At 63.3% G+C, this 17,194-nt stretch carries 19 protein-coding genes; 11 read left to right on the top strand and 8 right to left on the bottom strand.

What is annotated here, in order from left to right:
* Positions 1–152 precede the first annotated feature (152 nt).
* The 4 genes from CGLAU_RS05425 to CGLAU_RS05410 are packed head-to-tail and all read left to right on the top strand — an operon-like array spanning position 153 to position 2,825.
* Entirely contained in the window at positions 153–620 is a 468-nt protein-coding gene (locus CGLAU_RS05425) for an ArsR/SmtB family transcription factor (RefSeq protein ID WP_095659807.1), read from the top strand.
* Positions 620–1,633, top strand: coding sequence for a serine hydrolase domain-containing protein (locus tag CGLAU_RS05420; protein WP_157731275.1), 1,014 nt, complete (start codon positions 620–622; stop codon positions 1,631–1,633). The genes CGLAU_RS05425 and CGLAU_RS05420 overlap by 1 nt, the downstream gene beginning before the upstream one ends.
* Positions 1,630–1,911, top strand: coding sequence for a hypothetical protein (locus CGLAU_RS05415; protein WP_095659805.1), 282 nt, complete (start codon positions 1,630–1,632; stop codon positions 1,909–1,911). The genes CGLAU_RS05420 and CGLAU_RS05415 overlap by 4 nt, the downstream gene beginning before the upstream one ends.
* Positions 1,908–2,825 (top strand): hypothetical protein, encoded by a 918-nt coding sequence (locus CGLAU_RS05410; RefSeq protein WP_095659804.1) that lies wholly within the window; start codon positions 1,908–1,910, stop codon positions 2,823–2,825. The genes CGLAU_RS05415 and CGLAU_RS05410 overlap by 4 nt, the downstream gene beginning before the upstream one ends.
* Before the next feature lie 12 nt (positions 2,826–2,837).
* On the opposite strand, the gene ligA is transcribed toward CGLAU_RS05410, so the two are convergent.
* On the bottom strand, positions 2,838–4,886 hold the full coding sequence (gene ligA, locus CGLAU_RS05405) for an NAD-dependent DNA ligase LigA (RefSeq protein WP_095659803.1): 2,049 nt from the start codon (positions 4,884–4,886) through the stop codon (positions 2,838–2,840).
* Positions 4,887–4,909: 23 nt separating this feature from the next.
* A complete protein-coding gene (locus tag CGLAU_RS05400; protein ID WP_095659802.1) occupies positions 4,910–5,647 on the bottom strand; it encodes a cyclase family protein in 738 nt (245 codons plus the stop codon).
* Positions 5,648–5,929: 282 nt separating this feature from the next.
* On the opposite strand from CGLAU_RS05400, the gene CGLAU_RS05395 reads away from it, so the two are divergent.
* Positions 5,930–6,613, top strand: a complete 684-nt coding sequence (locus tag CGLAU_RS05395; protein WP_095659801.1) for a 3'-5' exonuclease — start codon at positions 5,930–5,932, stop codon at positions 6,611–6,613.
* 10 nt (positions 6,614–6,623) lie between these two features.
* Here CGLAU_RS05395 and CGLAU_RS05390 read toward each other — a convergent pair whose 3' ends face one another.
* The 5 genes from CGLAU_RS05390 to CGLAU_RS05370 are packed head-to-tail and all read right to left on the bottom strand — an operon-like array spanning position 6,624 to position 10,642.
* Positions 6,624–7,349 carry an excalibur calcium-binding domain-containing protein gene (locus CGLAU_RS05390; protein ID WP_095659800.1) on the bottom strand — a complete coding sequence of 242 codons (726 nt, stop codon included), beginning with the start codon at positions 7,347–7,349 and terminating at the stop codon, positions 6,624–6,626.
* A gap of 59 nt (positions 7,350–7,408) precedes the next feature.
* Positions 7,409–8,287, bottom strand: a complete 879-nt coding sequence (locus CGLAU_RS05385) for a uroporphyrinogen decarboxylase/cobalamine-independent methonine synthase family protein (protein WP_095659799.1) — start codon at positions 8,285–8,287, stop codon at positions 7,409–7,411.
* On the bottom strand, positions 8,280–8,783 hold the full coding sequence (locus tag CGLAU_RS05380) for a hypothetical protein (protein WP_095659798.1): 504 nt from the start codon (positions 8,781–8,783) through the stop codon (positions 8,280–8,282). The genes CGLAU_RS05385 and CGLAU_RS05380 overlap by 8 nt, the downstream gene beginning before the upstream one ends.
* A gap of 11 nt (positions 8,784–8,794) precedes the next feature.
* Positions 8,795–9,883 carry a tRNA 2-thiouridine(34) synthase MnmA gene (gene mnmA, locus CGLAU_RS05375; RefSeq protein ID WP_095659797.1) on the bottom strand — a complete coding sequence of 363 codons (1,089 nt, stop codon included), beginning with the start codon at positions 9,881–9,883 and terminating at the stop codon, positions 8,795–8,797.
* Between the two features lie 57 nt (positions 9,884–9,940).
* On the bottom strand, positions 9,941–10,642 hold the full coding sequence (locus CGLAU_RS05370) for an Abi family protein (protein WP_095659796.1): 702 nt from the start codon (positions 10,640–10,642) through the stop codon (positions 9,941–9,943).
* A 223-nt stretch (positions 10,643–10,865) separates the two neighbouring features.
* Between CGLAU_RS05370 and CGLAU_RS05365 the strand changes: the two genes are divergently transcribed.
* The 6 genes from CGLAU_RS05365 (at position 10,866) to CGLAU_RS05340 (ending at position 16,098) form a co-directional block, all read left to right on the top strand.
* Complete coding sequence (locus tag CGLAU_RS05365; RefSeq protein WP_095659795.1) at positions 10,866–12,044, top strand: sensor histidine kinase; 1,179 nt, start codon at positions 10,866–10,868, stop codon at positions 12,042–12,044.
* Positions 12,041–12,727: a response regulator gene (locus tag CGLAU_RS05360; RefSeq protein ID WP_095659794.1), complete on the top strand. Its 687-nt coding sequence runs from the start codon at positions 12,041–12,043 to the stop codon at positions 12,725–12,727. Before CGLAU_RS05365 ends, CGLAU_RS05360 begins: the two co-directional genes overlap by 4 nt.
* Positions 12,728–12,815: 88 nt before the next feature.
* Complete coding sequence (locus tag CGLAU_RS05355; protein WP_095659793.1) at positions 12,816–13,733, top strand: ABC transporter ATP-binding protein; 918 nt, start codon at positions 12,816–12,818, stop codon at positions 13,731–13,733.
* Entirely contained in the window at positions 13,730–14,476 is a 747-nt protein-coding gene (locus tag CGLAU_RS05350) for an ABC transporter permease (RefSeq protein WP_095659792.1), read from the top strand. The genes CGLAU_RS05355 and CGLAU_RS05350 overlap by 4 nt, the downstream gene beginning before the upstream one ends.
* A gap of 3 nt (positions 14,477–14,479) precedes the next feature.
* Positions 14,480–15,229, top strand: a complete 750-nt coding sequence (locus CGLAU_RS05345) for an ABC transporter permease (protein ID WP_232507218.1) — start codon at positions 14,480–14,482, stop codon at positions 15,227–15,229.
* Positions 15,230–15,264: 35 nt separating this feature from the next.
* Entirely contained in the window at positions 15,265–16,098 is an 834-nt protein-coding gene (locus CGLAU_RS05340; protein WP_095659791.1) for a spermidine synthase, read from the top strand.
* Between the two features lie 33 nt (positions 16,099–16,131).
* Here the strand turns inward: CGLAU_RS05340 and CGLAU_RS05335 are convergent, their stop codons facing one another.
* Positions 16,132–17,181, bottom strand: coding sequence for a glycoside hydrolase family 25 protein (locus CGLAU_RS05335; protein WP_095659790.1), 1,050 nt, complete (start codon positions 17,179–17,181; stop codon positions 16,132–16,134).
* Positions 17,182–17,194 lie beyond the last annotated feature (13 nt).

The raw sequence follows: 17,194 nt of genomic DNA, 5'->3' as shown, positions 1-17,194 counted from the left end.
TTCGGCGCTCCTCCCCCGACGCAAACCCCGGATCATATGTCCTGGATATGCGCTGGAAAGTGCAAAACTGGCGCGGATCCGATGCGCTTGGTCCGAGGTTTAGGTGTGGCGCAAGGTTGCCGTGTTTTCACTTCTCTGGAATTCTAGAATTCATGAATTCAGACGCCATACAGCGCATCGAAGCGCTTGAGGCGCGCGTTGCCGCACTCGAAGCACACTTTCCCGGCTCCCCCGGCGAGGTGCCCATTGACTACAACTCCACCGTTGACGGGGGCGTGACGCTGCATGGCTCTGTCACGCTCGGCACAGGTGATTACGAATACCAATGGGCCCGGCCAACTCGCTGGATCACGGACGATCCATGGGACGACCAGATCGAACGCATCGCAGCACTCGCCCATCCCGTCCGCGGCGAAATGCTGCGCCACTTGCTCAATAAACCAGCCACCGCTGCCGATCTCGTCGAAGCAGAAATCGTCTCCTCCACCGGCACCGCCTACCACCACTTGAAGGAACTCCAGTCCGCCGGATGGGTATCAAAAACCGCCGGCGCCTACGAGATCCCCCCAGCACGCGTGATTCCGCTGATGACAATCATGATCGCCTCGGGGGCCCACTAATGCGCAACCTCACCACCACCTCCATCCTGGCCGGCGCCGGTGTCGGCGTTCTCGCCGCAGCACTGCTTATCGCCTTCGGCCCCCGCAACATCCCTCTCGCCAGCGACCGCACCGGAGATGCACGCATCGCCTCCTTTTTCGCTGATCACGCGGAGAAGGGCCACCACCAGCTCGCAGGATTCATTTACGACAACGGCGAGGTCACCTTCGGCGGTCTCGGTGCTGACGAGCACACCGAGTTTGAGATCGGTTCAGTGACAAAGACGTTCAACGCAGAGCTTGTGCGCCAGCTCATCGAAGAGGGATCAATCACACTCGAAACCACCGTCGCCGACATCATCGGAAACACCGGCGGCGAGGTTGACGACGTCACCTTGGAGGAGCTTCTTAACCACACTTCCGGGCTCAAGCGTCTTGAAAGCATCAGCTGGTACGAGGCATTGCTTTCCGACATTCGCGACGGAGGAAACCCCTACCGCAGGCAGAGCGCACAAGACATTCTCGACGCCGCCGGCAACGCAAAGTTGGACGGTCGCGGCGAGGAGAACTACTCAAACTACGGGCATGCCTTGCTCGGGCAGCTGCTCGCAGCACGCACCGGTGTGGAATATGAGGAGTTGCTTCGGACCCGAATCTTCGAACCCGCCGGTATGACTGAGACGTTTTTGTCCACACCTGGGCGGGCCGGCGGCCTTCGGCGGGGCCTGTGGTCCACTGGTTTGCCTATTGAGCCGTGGGACATGGACGGGTGGGCACCAGCGGGTGCGATCCGTTCGACACCGTACGACATGGCGAAATACGTCGAGTGGGTGGCAGAGCACGGGAGGCCGGAGTACGGCTGGATCACTGAAGCCGACGATCCCACGTACACGTTCCATAACGGCGGCACGTTTGGGTTTAGTTCCATGCTGGTTTGGGATCGTGAAGATCCCCACAGGGCGGCCTACGTGTCCGGAGACAGTTTCAAACCGGTGGACGATTTAGGCGTCGGACTGCTTGAGGTGATCTCATGATGGACGCCATCCTCATCATCTTCGTGGTCGCGATGCTGGCGTGGGAGACCAACAAGGTATTCCGCAAGAAGGATAGGCCGCGGACTGGATTGTTCGGGATGCTAATCCTCACGGTCGTTGTGTTGGTAATAGCCTCAGGCCTTGATTGGAACGGCACCCTCCCACTCCCCCTCTGGTGGTTCGTTGCCGTGTGGACAGCAGCGCTTCTTGGCATCTACACCGCCAGGATTTTCGCCGTTGTACAGAAGGGACGCGCAGAAAGCGAAACGTTGTCATGACCAGCCGCGAACAAAACCCGTACGAACCTGTTGCGGAGCGCATATTTGAGCATCTGACGCAGTACGACATCGTTGATTTGATGTACGAAATGGTAGAGCAGGTGGCGAAACCCCATGCTCACCTGATCCCACCAAACATTCAACGCGTCATCGCTGAGCGGAACGTTGACCATTCGAAGAACGGCGTGTCGGCATGGTTGGATGAGCGCGATGAGATGACGTACATGGCCGAGCAGCACGACCTGCCGGGCGAACAGTACTTTGCGCTTCGTGAAATATCGTTGATACCCCAAGCGATCGAGAGCATAGATCCGCGGGCGCTCAGCGTATCCCGTTTCGTCTGGTTCCTGGAGCTTCTTGGCGAGTTCGACGAGTTCAACGGCGCACCCGAGATCGCTGCGCAAACTAAGCTCGAGCGTCGCCTTCAGCGGCTGCAGCACGTCAGTGCAGCTCGCCGCGGAGTGCGTGGCCCGAACCGCGGGAATCGGGTCTATCTCAAAATCACCGCGAACTACTTCCCCATCATCGACCTGGTCACCACAGCACTCGACCCGGTGGATCTCGACGCCCTTCTCGCGGATGTGACGGCAGAGAACCTGGACCGCCTCCCGGTTTCAGAACTCGATCGCACTGACAGAAGCCTTTCTTGGGACCTCGAATGCGCGTTGCGCGAGCGGCGATACGATGACGTTCGGAAGCTAGGGCCAAAGTGCTTGGCGGCGGTGGACGGCGAGCCGATTCATTCTGCGATTCCGGCCTGTTTCCGCGCCGCAGAAATTGTGGCCCAGGATCTCCCACCCCGCGACAAGGGTCTGCGCGTCATGGGAACGCTTCGCTGGAACGGCACCAATCCGGCCTACACAACCCGAGAGATCTACCGTTACCGTTACGCGGCGAACCCGGACGAAGTGTAGGCCGGCAGGCAGCTACTCCCCCGCGCCGTCCAGCGCCGAAGGACCGCCCTCGAGCATCTGCACAAACTGCGCCTCGGTGAGCATCGGGACGCCGAGCTCCTCCGCTTTGGCGGCCTTTGAGCCGGCGTTCTCCCCGACCACGACGTAGTCGGTCTTCTTCGACACACTGCCGGCGGCCTTGCCGCCGCGGGACATGATCGCCTCCTTGACCTCGTCGCGGGTGAAGCCTTCGAGCGAACCCGTGGCTACGACGGTAAGCCCCTCGAGGGTTTGCTCGATCTCTTCGCCGGCTTCGTCCTCCATGCGCACGCCCGCGTCGGCCCACCGGCGCACGATCTCACGGTGCCAGTCCACTTCGAACCACGCTTTGAACGATTCGGCGATGATCTGGCCCACGCCATCGGTGTCGGCAAGCTCGTTGACCGAGGCGTCGACAAGCGCCTCCATGCTCTTGAAACGAGCCGCAAGCGCGCGTGCTGCCGTCGGACCGACATACCTGATGCTCAAGCCCACCAGGACGCGCCAGAGTTCGACCCCTTTAGCCTGCTCGAGGTTGGCGAGGAGCTTTTTGCCGGAGGCGTTGATCTGGCCGTCCTTGCGAGTGTAGGCCTGGGATTTTTGCAGGTCTTCCTCGGTGAGGTCGAAAAGGCAGGCTTCGTCTTCGAGCACGCCGGAGGCGATGAGGTCCTGGGCGCCCTTCTCGCCGAGTGCCTCGATGTCGAACGCGCCGCGCGAGGCAATGTACTCCAGGCGGGCACCGAGCTGCGCGGGGCAGGAGCGAGTGTTCGGGCAGCGCCAGTCGGCATCGCCCTCCTTGGCGGGCGCGAGCTCGGTGCCGCAGACGGGGCAGTCTTTGGGGAAAACGAACTCGCGCTCCGTCCCGTCGCGGAGATCGGCGACCGGGCCGAGCACCTCCGGGATGATCTCGCCGGCCTTGCGGACGACGACGGTGTCGCCGATGAGTACGCCCTTGCGTTTGACCTCGTGTTGGTTGTGCAGGGTGGCCATGGAGACGGTGGAACCGGAGACGAATACGGGCTCGAGCACAGCAAACGGTGTGGCGCGGCCGGTGCGGCCGATCGAAACCGCGATGTCGTTGAGCTTCGTGGTCACTTCTTCCGGCGGATACTTGTAGGCGACTGCCCAGCGCGGGGCGCGTGAGGTGTTGCCGAGCTGGCGCTGAGTGGCAATCGGATCGACCTTGATCACGAGGCCGTCGATCTCGTGGATTGCGTCGTGGCGGTGCTCGCCCCAGTACTCGACGATGCCGAGAATCTCCTCCGGCTTCTCGGCCTGCTTGGTGTACTCGGAGACGGGCAGGCCCCATTCGGAAAGTTTTTCGTAAGCCTCGAACTGGGTTTGCGGGTTGAACCCTTCGCGTGCGCCAAAGCCGTGGCAGATCATGCGGAGCTTGCGCTTTTTCACGTCCTCCGGGTTCTTCTGGCGCAGGCCTCCGGCTGCGGTATTGCGCGGATTGGCAAACGGCTTCCCGCCTTCCGCGATGCGCTGCTCGTTGAGTTCCGGGAAGTCTTCTGGGCGGATGAACACCTCACCGCGAACCTCTACCAGCGACGGGAAGTCGCCGGTGAGCTCGTGTGGGATGTCTGGGATGACGCGCGCGTTGGCGGTGATGTCCTCGCCGACGCGGCCGTCGCCACGCGTTGCGGCGCGGGTGAGCTTGCCGTTTTCGTAGACCAGATCGATGGAAAGCCCGTCGATTTTCAGCTCGGTGACGTACGGTCCGGGTGTCTTTTCCAGCCACTCGGTGAGTTCCTCGGGTGAGAACACGTTGTCCAGGCTGAGCATGCGCTCGAGGTGGACGACATCGGCGAAGGCGTCGCTCGTTGGCGCGGCGCCGACCTCCATGGTCGGCGACTCCGGGACAGCGAACTCCGGGTGAGCTTCCTCGAACGCCTGGAGCTCGCGGAAGATCTTGTCGAACTCGGCGTCCGAAATTTCCGGCTGACCGTTGTAGTACAGGTCGCGGTGGTGGCGGACCTGCTCGGCCAGCTCATCCCACTGGCGGTGGAGGTCCTGTAGTTCGGGCGCGGTGTCAGTCATAGCGCCCAAGTCTAGGTCGCCTGCTACTCGTGCAGCGCGTAGACGCGGGACGTGATCGACGGCGCGCCCTTGATGTTCGCCGGACCGACCACAATCACGGCCCCGGTGGCAGGCACCTGGTCCAGGTTGGTCATGACTTCGACCTGGTAGATGTTCTGCTCGAGGATGTAGAGCTCGCCGTAAAGGAAACCCTCTCGGGCGGCAGTCACACCTGCGTCCGTATCGAGTGTCTCATGTCCAATCGCGGCAACGTTTCGCTCTTCCACCAGGTACTTCAATGCCTCGAGAGACCAACCCGGGGTGTGCTGCACACCGTCGTCGTCGAGATTGCGGAACGCTACCGGGTCTTCCCAGCGTTCGTGCCACCCGCTCGAGAAGGCCACGAAGCTTCCCGATGGGATCGCCCCATACTCTGACTCGAACGCGGTAATAGCGTCTACCGTGACCTCATAGTCTGGGTTCTTTGCCACCTCGTCTTCCAAGTGCAGCACGTACAACGGGAGGATGAGTTCGTCGACGCCGATGGCATCAACGAGTCTCTTGCCGTCTGCGAAGTGGCCAGGCGCATCAATGTGCGTTCCATAAGGTGTGGCGAATGTGTACTCCTTCGCCCAGAATCGGTGTTCCGCGATCGTGTTCACGGTGCGCTCTCGCATCGGCTCGAACGCCGGGAAGCGCGGGATCTCCGCGTGCACCTGGTGCGTAAGGTCGATGCGGGTCGCATTCAGGACCTGCTGTTGGAACTCGCTTAGACTCGACATGCGTTTGACTATTGATCCCGCCTATTCACGGGGCAACTTTTAAATTCAGCTCCAAGTGGGTCAGCGTTCTGACGAAGGAGGAGACATGGACGTTGGGAAGACCGCTGCTCGTGATGTCGCGGAGCTGGGCGATCGGACATGGAAATCAACCCTTGATTCCATGCAGCTTGAGGGTCGCAGCCTGCCCGGAAACTACCAGCGTGAGCCTCGGACTGCCCTAGCTTTAAGCGAGCTCCGAAAGACTCGAGCTGGCGCGTCGGGGTGCCCGTTAGAATAATCCGCATGGCAACCCCACCAGGCTTCGATGCGTCGCGGATGCTCTCGTTCGACCTCGAAACAACGTCGGCAAACCCGCAGGAAGCTCGCATTGTCACCAGTGCGCTCGTGCGTATCGACGGCTCCGAGGTCACCGCCACGGAAGCACTTGCCGACCCTGGTGTGGAAATTCCGGAGGCAGCCGCCGCCGTGCACGGCATCACGACGGAGAAGGCCCGCGCCGAAGGGCGCGACCACGACGAGGTGCTGCGCGAAACGGTTGACGCGATCAAGCAGGCTTGGGAGGACGGGCTAACGTTGATCGTGTTCAACGCGCCATACGACCTCACCGTGCTGCGCAACCTCACCGGCGATTTCACAGTCACCGGCCCCGTCTTCGATCCGCTGGTGATCGACCGCGCCCGGGACCGCTACCGCAAGGGCAGCCGCAACCTGACTGCGCTTTCGGAGTTCTATGGAGTGCGTCTAGACAACGCGCATGAAGCCACCTCGGACGCAATGGCCGCGGCACGTATTGCATGGAAGCAGGTCCGCAAGATCTGGCCAGAACTCGCCGACATGGACGCCGATTCACTTATGGAGTACCAGGCAGTGGAGTACTACAACTGCCAGGAGAACCTCCGCCGCCACTTCCAGTCGAAGGGCCGTGACACCTCCGACTTTTCGCTGGCTTGGCCGATGAAGGGCTAGTTACTGCTAGTTACTTCGGGCGGCGCTCGCAGCCGACGCCGTCACCGTCGCGGTCAAGGTGCGATCCGTAGCCGGGCTCACCGCGACGGATCGGACGCCCGAGGTCGTTCCACACCGCCGTGCAGTTCTTGTACTGCTTGGTCGCTGCTGGCCTCGGCGCAGGTGCCGGGGCAGGCTGCGGAGCGGGTGCAGGAGCTGGAGCCGGTGCGGGTGCCGGCTCTGGGGCCGGAGCCGGAGCAGGTTCGGGAGCGGGCGCCGGTGCCGGAGGGGCCGGCGGCGCCGGCGGGTGGCACGGGATGATGCCCGGCAGCGGGTTCGGGATAATGCCCTGTTGCATCGCCCAGCACGCTCCACCGGCTGCCGCCGCGAGTACGCCGAGGGTGACCACAACGCCACCGACGATCGCGCCGGTCGACGAACCGTCACGCTCAGTTGGAGCCGGAACTGCCACCGGAGCCGAGGTCGGCGTCGTCGCGGGCGTCGTCGCGGGCGCTGGCGTGGTGGTGGTTGCGGGGGACGTGGCCGTCGTGCTCGTCGTCGCGGCAGCCTCGCTTGCCGACTCGGACGCTTCGGTGGTGCCGGCTGCACCAGCAGTCTCCTCAGCCGGTTCAGCAGACGGACTTTCTGATGCGTCAGTCTGGGTTGTGGCCTCTTTTTGGATCGAAGGAGCGTCACTTTCAGCGGCGTGAGCTGGAACAACAATGGCGGCGACCGCAACGGCCAGCGCAAGAATCATAGAATGTGCAGTTTTCTTCATGCGATAACTATCGCATACTCCCCGCTGGCTTCGAAGCGTTACCGCAAACCTTCCGCCATCTCCCTCGCGGCGCGGTAGTTCGCAGCGGAGTCTGCCAAAGTACCGCCACCAGCCGCGTACACATCGAGCGCCGCTTCAGCCGGATCCAGCTGCAGCTCGTCAAAGTAGCGCCAAAGCCAGGACGGCTCGATAGGCGCAATTGCCAACCGCGCCCCGCTTTCCAACAACCCCGCGACCCGATCGCGCTGCCCAGCCAAGGTCAGCGACTTCAGGTCTGCAGTCTGCCAGGGGGCGTCGATAAGCAATGGTGCATTGAGCAAAAACTCCCCGAAACCTGCGAGCCGCTCGAAGGGCTCGGGGTACGCGCGGATCTCCTCGTAATCGGTCGCTCCCTTGAGGTTGCCCACAGCAATGTCGACGAGTCGCGGCTCGTCGAGTTGCAGGACGGTTGAAGCAATTCGCTTATCGACGGCACTTTTATGCTGATCCACCGCTCCGGCAAGCGCATCGGTGATGTCGCGAAGGGCGCCGGGGTCGGTGATCATTCGGTGGCCGTTGGCCATTTCGATTTCGGCCGCGAGCGTCCAGGGGCCGACAAGCTGCACTTTGAGCTGATCGACTTTGCCCGCCCAGAGTTCCTCGAGAACGTCAAGGTCACGCTCCATCTGGTCCCGGAATTGGGTTTGGGTGCGCGGGCGCGGGGCGACACGCCAGCCGCGTGGGCCGGGTTCGACGGGGATGTCGAGCAGTGCTGCGGTGCGCCCGATCGCGTCGGAGCCGATGCCACGGTCAGGCAGTTGCGGGATGTGCGGCAGTGGGGTTTCGGAGATGACGATGTCGGCGGCGTTCACCAGGTCGGTGCCGGGTAGCGGGCCGAGCCCGAACGCGGTCGGGGCGGAGGGAAGCTGGTTAGCCACGGATCCCCCGCCGCTGCTGGCGCAGGGATTCTACGAACGTCTCTGCTGCTGGGCCGTTGTCGCCGACGCCGACTTTGATGGTGCGTCCGTCGCGAGTCTTCAGGACCACTGCACGGGTGGACGAGTTCGCGTCTACGACGCTGACGGTTGGTTTGTCGGGATCCGCGAACGAGCCGAACGGGCGCTTCACGCGGTGGTGGGCCGGCAACTCCTCGAGACGTGCCTCCTTGACTTGCTGGAGCGGAATAACGTCATTTGGACGCGGGAACATCCCGAAGTGCAGACCGTCCGCATCCACCATGAGGAAGGTGCCGATGCGGTGGATGAGGTTAATCAGCACGGCGAAAGCGAGCATGATGGCGATGCCTATCCAGGTATTCAAACGCTGCGTGGCCATGGCCGCCAGCACGCCGAGGACCGCAAGCACCACAAGCCCGATCAGCCCCCAGCGCCACTTGGGTGCGAGCGGGTTGGTCCAGACGAGATGTTCGTTCACAGATGCTGAGTCTAGGCGGTTGAAGCGGTGCCGCAGATCGTGCCTGAGCCAAGCACAATGTCGCCCTGCCCGTCCGGATCCGGCAGGTACAACACTGCGGCCTGACCGCGGGCAACACCTTCGAGCGGTTCGTGGAGTGTGAGCGTCATCGACGAGCCGTCGATACGCGCCCTGCACCCGACGACTCCCCCGTGCGCGCGAATCTGAACGAGGGCCTCGAACTCGCCTTCCATTGCGGGGTGGAGGACCTTGAGACGGTCCGCGGTGATTTCGCTGACCTTCAGCGCCTCGCGCGGGCCAACGGTGACGGTGCCGGTCGCGGCGTCGACATCAGTGACGTAACGCGGCTTGCCGTCGGCGGCCGGCACGCGGATGTTCAGGCCTTTGCGCTGGCCGATCGTGTACTGGAACGCGCCGTCGTGCTCCTTGAGCTCGTTGCCGTCGGTGTCCTTGATCATGCCAGGTCGCATGCCGATGGAGCGGCCGAGGAAAGCCTGCGTGTTGCCGTCGGGGATGAAGCAGATGTCGTAGGAGTCCGGTTTCGACGCGGTGGAGAAGCCGTGGCGAGCGGCTTCCTCGCGGATCTGCGGCTTCTCGGTGTCGCCGACCGGGAAGATGCAGCGGTCAAGCTCGTCGCGGGTGAGCACGCCGAGCACGTAGGACTGGTCCTTCAGCGGGTCAGCGGAACGGCGGAGGTTGCCGTCGCTGTCGATGATGGCGTAGTGGCCGGTCGCGATGGCGTCGAAACCGAGCGTGACCGCGCGGTCGAGCAAGGCAGCGAACTTGATCTTCTCGTTGCAGCGCAGGCACGGGTTGGGGGTCTCGCCGCGGGCGTAGGAATCGACGAAATCGTCGATAACGTCCGCTTTGAAGCGGTCCGAGAAATCCCACACATAAAACGGGATGCCGAGTTTGTCGCAGACCCGGCGCGCATCGGCGGAATCTTCTAGGGAGCAGCAACCGCGGGCCGACTCGCGTGTCTGTTGCGCATCTTTGCTCAGCGCGAGGTGGACGCCGATAACGTCGTGCCCCGCCTCGACAAGGCGCGCGGCAGCGACGGAGGAGTCCACGCCCCCGCTCATTGCTGCCAGTACTCGCATGGTGCGGCAGTGTAGTCAGCCAACTTCAAGTCCCCAAAAATCCGCGTTTGGGCCAAACTACGTTGGTCTTTTCGTGAGCGTCTGTTGAACTAACTCGAATTGCATCACCCAATCGCTCACTTCAGGTTCACGCCACTCAAGAACTTGGACCATGTCGAAGAAGATCGCGTGAAGACTAAAGCGAGTCGAATCGAAAATGGCCTCGTGATGGCCAAGCCGGTTTCTCATCTTTCGCACCCGTTCGTACCTACTGCGGAGCTCATTTCGATGGGCTTGATGGGATCCGGGAGGAAGGTAGGGAAAACCTACGTTCATGTAGAGGCTCCAGAAGTCCCCGTCGTGGCGTTTAGTTAACATTTTCTCCCAGAAGCTCATTTTCAGCTCAGGGATAACCTTGCCGGTCGTTTTGTGGAGATCAGCCATCCTTTTCAGATCCTTGCGGGGGTTGTAAACCGGCCCCGTAGGATTAGGAAGCTTATTAATGAAACTCGGATCATGGGCCCAGTCTTGACCGTGTACTTGACTGATTACTGTCGAGATGGCGTTTCTGACTGCGACCTCAAATACGTTGATGACTGGCCAGAACGCCGCACTAACCTCCGCGTTCCACTGATAAAGTCGAACAGCGGCCTGGACCGAGGTCTCGCCAGGTTTAGCAGTGACTGATGGAGGCTCATAGGTGCTGAGCCGGGGTGGACTCAACACCGATCGAATTCGCCACGCGTCTTCAGTACTGATTGAATTTGAGGCTTCGGCCATGTAGCCTATGTAGCACAGAGCCGCTGAGGATCGTGGGTGGTAACACCTCCCTCAGGGACCTACGAAGAAGTAGCCTCGAACTTCCAAGTTCGGGGCTACTTTCACGTTTCATGGCTGAAGCAGCCACTCAGAGCCAATCGGGTCACAGGTACACTACACGACAGCGCGAGATGATACTGGAGTATGACGTGATCGGCCTGAGCGGTGACTAGCGTGGGATGGCATGCATGAGCAAACGTCGCTTCGCTGGCCCCGATACCGAGACCTGGCTCTCGCCGCAGGACTCGCGTTTGCATGCTTGCTCGGCGGATTCCAACCCTCAGGCCACATCACGCTAGATGTGGTGCTCCTGCTCTGCGCTTTCGCAGCTCCGTTCACGCGCGGGCGGTGGCCGCTACTCACCGTCGCAACTATCACCGCAGCGCTCGCAGTCTGCGCGTTCAGGCCAACGTTGCCCACCGGCTCGGTCGCGCTCGCACCCTTTGCCGCCTACGTCGCCCGCCGCCACCTGCCCTCGCCGCACCGCGACCTGATTACCGCCGCCCTGTTTGTCGGCGACATCGTCGCACTGACTCTCATTTCACCGACGCTCACCGCGCTGACACTGGCAGAGCGAGCCCCGTATATCGCCTGGAGCGTTACGCTCCTCACCGCCGCGAGCCTCTTCGGTGAACTGCGCCGCCGCGCCGAAGAGACCGCAGAAAAAGAGCTCCAGGCACGGCTGGAACGCCAGCGGGAAGAATTCGAGCGCGCATCCGAGGAACAGCGCGCCCACCTTGCCCGCGAGATCCACGACATTGTCACCCACTCGCTCACCGTTATCGTCGCGCAGGCCGACGGCGCACTCTACGCCGGCGCACCCGACAACGCCGCTCGCACCGAAACCAAAGACGAAGCTCTGCGCACTATTGCCAAGGTCGGCCGCGATTCCCTGAAGCAAATGCGCGGCGTCGTTGGCCTGCTCCGGGGTGCAGAGCAGCGCCCCGTCACCCCGCTCGTCGAAAACCTCGACATCGACCAGCTCGTCGCCACCAGCCGCGCCGGCGGACTCGACGTCGACTGCACCACCCACGGCCAACCACCCGCGGGCCTCGCCCCCGCCACCACGCTCGCGGTGCAACGCATCATCCAGGAATCGCTCACCAACGCACTCAAACACGGCACCGGCACCGCCCAGCTCACTGTCGACTGGAACGAGGACAACGTCATAGTCCGTACAACCAACCCGATTCCGCCGCGCGGAACTCTCCCCTCACCCGGCACCGGTTTGCAAGGCATGCAGGAGAGAGCATCGCTTATCGACGGCTTCGTCACCGCCGCCCCTACCGAGACCAACACCTGGGTGACAGAGGCGACGATTCCGCTGCGCAGAACCGATGCTCCGCGGGAGGTGGCCCAGTGAACACCCACACCATCGGCCTCGCCGACGACCAGGCTCTGTTCCTCCACGGCATCCGCGGCGTGATCGATTCCCAGCCAGACTTGGAAGTCCGTTGGCTCGCTGCTAACGGCGAGGAGGCGCTGACTAACGCCGCGGAACAGCCAATCGACATCGTGCTCATGGACGTGCAGATGCCGGTCCTCGACGGCATTGCCGCGACGCGCCAACTCACCCAGCGCCACCCGGACACGAAGGTCATCATCTTGACCACCTTCGACGACGAGGATTACGTGCTCGGCGGACTGGCAGCCGGCGCGAGCGGGTTCCTCCTCAAAGACGCCGAGCCGGAGGCACTCCTCGACGCGATTCGCACGGTCGCCGCCGGGGACGCGGTGATTTCTCCCAAGGCGACTAACCGGGTCGTCGCAAAGCTCAATGAAGCTCCCGAGCAGACCTTGACCCTTTCCCCTGCTGACCGGCTCGCGCTGGACGAGCTGACCGAACGCGAGCGCGAGGTGCTGGTGGCGATGGGGCGAGGGTGGACGAACACCGAGATCGCCGAGCGGATGTTCATCTCGATGCCGACGGTGAAGACGCACGTGGGGCGCGTGCTGGCGAAGACGGGCTCGCGGGACCGGGTGCACGCGGCGCTGTTCGCGTACCGGACCGGGCTGGTCGAGCGCGCGGACTTGCTGGATTCTTAAGCCCGGTCACGTCATACCCGGGTATCACCGCCGAAATCGTGCCCGGCGCCGATGTGCCGAGCCCCTGATCTGCGGAAACCTGGGACCCATGGACACACAACCAATCATTGCAACGCGGGGTCTGACCAAGACCTACGGCAACACGCCCGTGGTGAACAACCTCAACCTGGAGGTCGCGCCCGGCGTGGTGCACGGTCTGCTCGGGCCCAACGGTTCCGGCAAATCCACCACGATGAAGATGTTGCTGGGCCTTATCGCTCCGACGAGCGGCGAAATCACGATGCTCGGCCAGCCGATGACCGCTGCTACCCGCACCCAGGTGCTCACCGGCGTCGGTTCGCTCATCGAGGCGCCCTCCGCGTACCCGCACCTCACCGGCGGGGAAAACATGCGCATTGCCACCCGCCTGCTCAACGCCGATCCCGCGCACACGCAGCAAGCGATCGAGCTGGTCCGGCTGGAAAACCAGATGGACAAGCTGGTGAAGAACTACTCGCTGGGCATGAAACAGCGCCTGGGCATCGCCATGGCGCTCGCGCGCGACCCGCAGCTGCTCATCCTCGACGAGCCCACCAACGGCCTCGACCCGGCCGGCATCGAAGAGATCCGCGAGCTCATCGTCAGCCTCGCGCGCGAGCAGGGCCGCACGGTGCTCGTCTCCAGCCACTTGCTCTCGGAGATTGAAAAGATGGCCTCGCACCTCACCATCATCAATCAAGGTCGGTGCGTCTTTCAGGGTTCGCAGCAGGAGCTTTACGACGCCCAGTTGCCCGACGTCTTCATCCAAACCCCGGCCGCCTCGATTGCGGCTGAGGTGCTGCGCGGTTTGCATCCTGCGCCCGCCGACGGCGGGTTGGAGCTCTCCGGCCTGACCGACGAGCAAGTCGCCGAAGTCTGTGCGCAGCTGGTGTCCCACGGAATCCCGCTGCACCAGGTGGTGCGCAAGCGCCGCAGCCTGGAGGAAGTGTTCATCGGCTTGACCGGACGGGAGGCGCTGAGCGCATGATGATCGAGATCGCGAAACTTCGCCGCACCAAGACCTTGCTGCTTGGGCTGGTGCTTTCGGCCGGCATCATCTTGTTCGCCAGCATGAACCTCTTCGCCGGCGGGCAGATCGAACAGTTCATGGCCGACCCACACTCGTCCTGGGGTGGCTACCTCGTCGGCTTTTCCATGGCGCAGGCGTTTCTCGCGCCGTTGCAGCTGGCCCTGATCGCCAGCCGAGTTGTGGACGCGGAGCACGCAAGCGGCGGCTGGCGGTTGAACGCCGTCGCGGGCACGAGACCCGGTGCGTTGCTGGTGCGCAAGTTCGGCGTCGCCGGGCTGATTGTGGCCGTGCTGAAAGCCATCGAGTTCGCGGCAGTGCTGGGGCTGCCGATTGCGCTCGGTGCGCCGGCGCCGGACGGCGAAATGCTTGGGACGTGGTTTAGTTTCGGCCTTGGGGCAACCGGCACCAGCCTTGCCCTGCTTGCCGTGATGCTCTTCCTCGCCGCGATCGTTGACTCGCAGATTGTGGTCCTTGCCGTCGGAGTCGTCGGCGGGTTCTTGGGCATCGCCGCGCTGCTCTCCCCCACCTGGTTGGCCGCGATAAACCCGTTCGGCTACTTCGCCGTGCTCACCCCGTTCAACTTCGCCGAATCTGGTGTCGAAGCGGTGCAGGCGCACTGGCCGCTGTGGGCTGGCTACCTCGTGATTGTTTCTGCGCTCTTCGGCGCCGGCACCAAAGTGTTGGATCGAAAGGAGATCTAGGCCGTGAACTTGATTCGAAACGACCTGCTGAAGTTCCGCCGTTCACACATCTGGGCCGTCATTTTGCTCGTCCCGCTCATCGCCGTCGCCATCGGCGCAGGTAACTACACCGTGAACACGGAGATGCTCAGCGCGGGCTGGGACAGCTACCTCTCCCAGATCATGCTCTTCTACGGGCTGATCTTCATGACGGCCGGTGTCGCCATCCTCGCTGCAGCCGCATGGCGAGTCGAACACCGCGGCCACAACTGGCTCACCATGCTCACCTCTACTTGTTCGGAGGGCAGCCTCGTGGCATCGAAGGTCGCATCGACGACCATCGCGATCGCGGCAATGCACGGTGTGCTGATCCTCCTCGCGCTCGTGGGCGGTTGGCTGCTGGGCATCCCGGGCAACATCCCGCGGGAGTTCCTTGCATCCGCGCTGCTCGCGTTAGCGCCGGCGACAGCGGTGGCCTCATGGCAATCGCTGCTGTCCATGGTGATCCGCAACTTCGCGGCACCAATCGCGATCGGTCTGGTTGTTGCCATCGTGTCGTTCGGAGCACTCGCCTCTGGTGCTCCTGGTGTGAAGTTCTTCCTGCCTCCTGCCCTGCTCTCGGACACGTTATGGCTCGGCAGCTCGGCGGTTGCCGACGCAGGTGCTTTGACAGCCAGCACCGTCTTCACCGTCGTCGCGGCATCGGCGCTCATGATCATCGTCGGGTGGTTCGCGTCCGTGGTGTATCTGCGGCGCGCCGATGCCCGCCTGTAAGCAGGGCGAGTGGGACGGGCGGGTACCCTCGCACCATGGCAGAGAAAAGCGAGTTCTACGAGATCGACACCGGAATCGCCGAGGTACTCCACGAACCCGACGGCTCCATGGTGCTCCTGGTCAACGGGGTTCCTAGCTCGCACATCGTGCCCGGGGACCCCGAGCGGCTCGACTTTGAGTACATGCGCTGGATGGTTGACTTCATCGATGACGTATACGCCGCTGGCCCCAAAGACAAAGCCCGGCTCACCCACCTCGGCGGTGCAGCTTGCACCATGCCGCGGTACTTTGCACACGCCTGGAAAGGCTCGCGCAACACGGTCGTCGAAATCGACTCGGAGCTCGCGGTGCTCGCCCGCGAGCTTTTCGACGTCCCCCGCGCCCCCGCGGTCAAGATCCGCGTGGGCGAAGCGCGCGAAGAAACTGACGGCTTCAAACCGGCGACGCGCGATGTGATTATCCGCGACGTCTTCACGTCGGCCACGACTCCCCGGAACTTGACCACCGTGGAGTTTTACGGGGCGGCGCGGGCGTCGTTAAGCGAGCGTGGTGTGTACCTGGCGAACTGCGGCTCGCACGCGGACTTGAAGGAAGCGAAAGATGAGCTGGCCGGCATGGTGGAGGTGTGGCCGCACGTCGCAGCGATCGCGGACCCGCCGATGCTCAAGGGCCGGCGCTACGGCAACATCGTGCTCATCGGTGCGAATCAGCCAGTTGAGGCGACCCCAGAGCTCACGCGCAACCTGCTCATGGGCGCGGTGCCGGCGCAGTTCAAGGATGAGGCGTGGGCACGCTCACTGGCTGCGCAGGGAGTCGCTCGCCGCGACCCGGAGGATTGCAAGCCGGACACAGAAGGCCCCGGGGTCTAGCGCCCCGGGGAGTCGTCGATAAGCGAAAAAGCTCTATTTCGCGGCGTTATCGAGAAGGATGAGCAGGTCGCCGATCTGGTACTCGCCGATGACCATCTTGGCCAGGTCGTCGAGCGGGAGCTCGCCCTCGTTGGCCAACTTCTGCACGTGGCCGGCGATGTTGCGGGCATCGGTGGCGCCGAAGCCGGCCTGGTCCGCAGCCTCGGTGAGCTGGCTGATGCCGAACGCGCCGCCCGCGAGCGCAAGGATGGCCAGGACAAGCTTGGTGTTGTCCTGCTCGAGCACGCGCAGCTCGTCGGAATCCGGCACCTGGAACGCCTCCAGCACGCCGCCGCCTGCGCTGTAGTTGCCGCCGGCGAACTGGCCGAGCTGGGAGTTGGTGCCGTTGAACAGGTTCATGTCCACCGGGGTGTTGATGCCGGCGACGCGGCCCGAATCGCTGCGCTGCCAAAAGCTCAGCTTGTCCCACCCACCGACGGGACGCGGCGGCTGGTTCTGGTACGCCGCGAGCCACAGCGGGTAGTCCGTGAACGCGTCGGTGTTGTTCATGTGCTCGTACCAGAAGTAGCGGTAGGTGTAGATCATCGGCTTAGTGCCGGTCTGGGCTTCGACTTCCTTGAGGAAGATGCTGGTCCAGGCCGCGAGCTGTAGCGGGCCGAGGCCCTCGTCGACCTCGAGGTCAAGCACCGGCGGTAGCTGGGTGGCCGGGCCATCGTTGATCACGGAGGCGAAGAAGCGGGCCTGCGCGAGCGGATCGCCCGCGGGGCGCGCGTAGTGGTAAGCGCCGACCTGCATGCCGGCATCGGCTGCGGCCTGGGCGTCCTCGTCGTAGAAGTCGTTCTTCCAGTCGCTGCCCTCCGACGCCTTCACAAACGCGAATTGCTGCCCGCCGGGGCCGGAGACCTGCCGCCAGTTGATCGGCGCACCGCCCGGACGCTGGTGCCCGGCGACATCCACGCCGGAGACCAGACCCGGCAGCGTCTGCGCCTGAGCGGTCGCGGGAGCAAGCAAAGAGGTGAAGGCCATGACCACCGCGAGCACTGCGGCGGTGAGGGCATGGTTGGTTCGACTGCGCGCATACATGGGCGCGAGTGTA

It is taken from the genome of Corynebacterium glaucum, assembly GCF_002287505.1.
Classification (GTDB): Bacteria; Actinomycetota; Actinomycetes; order Mycobacteriales; family Mycobacteriaceae; genus Corynebacterium; species Corynebacterium glaucum.
This window is presented reverse-complemented; position numbering and strand designations above follow the sequence as displayed.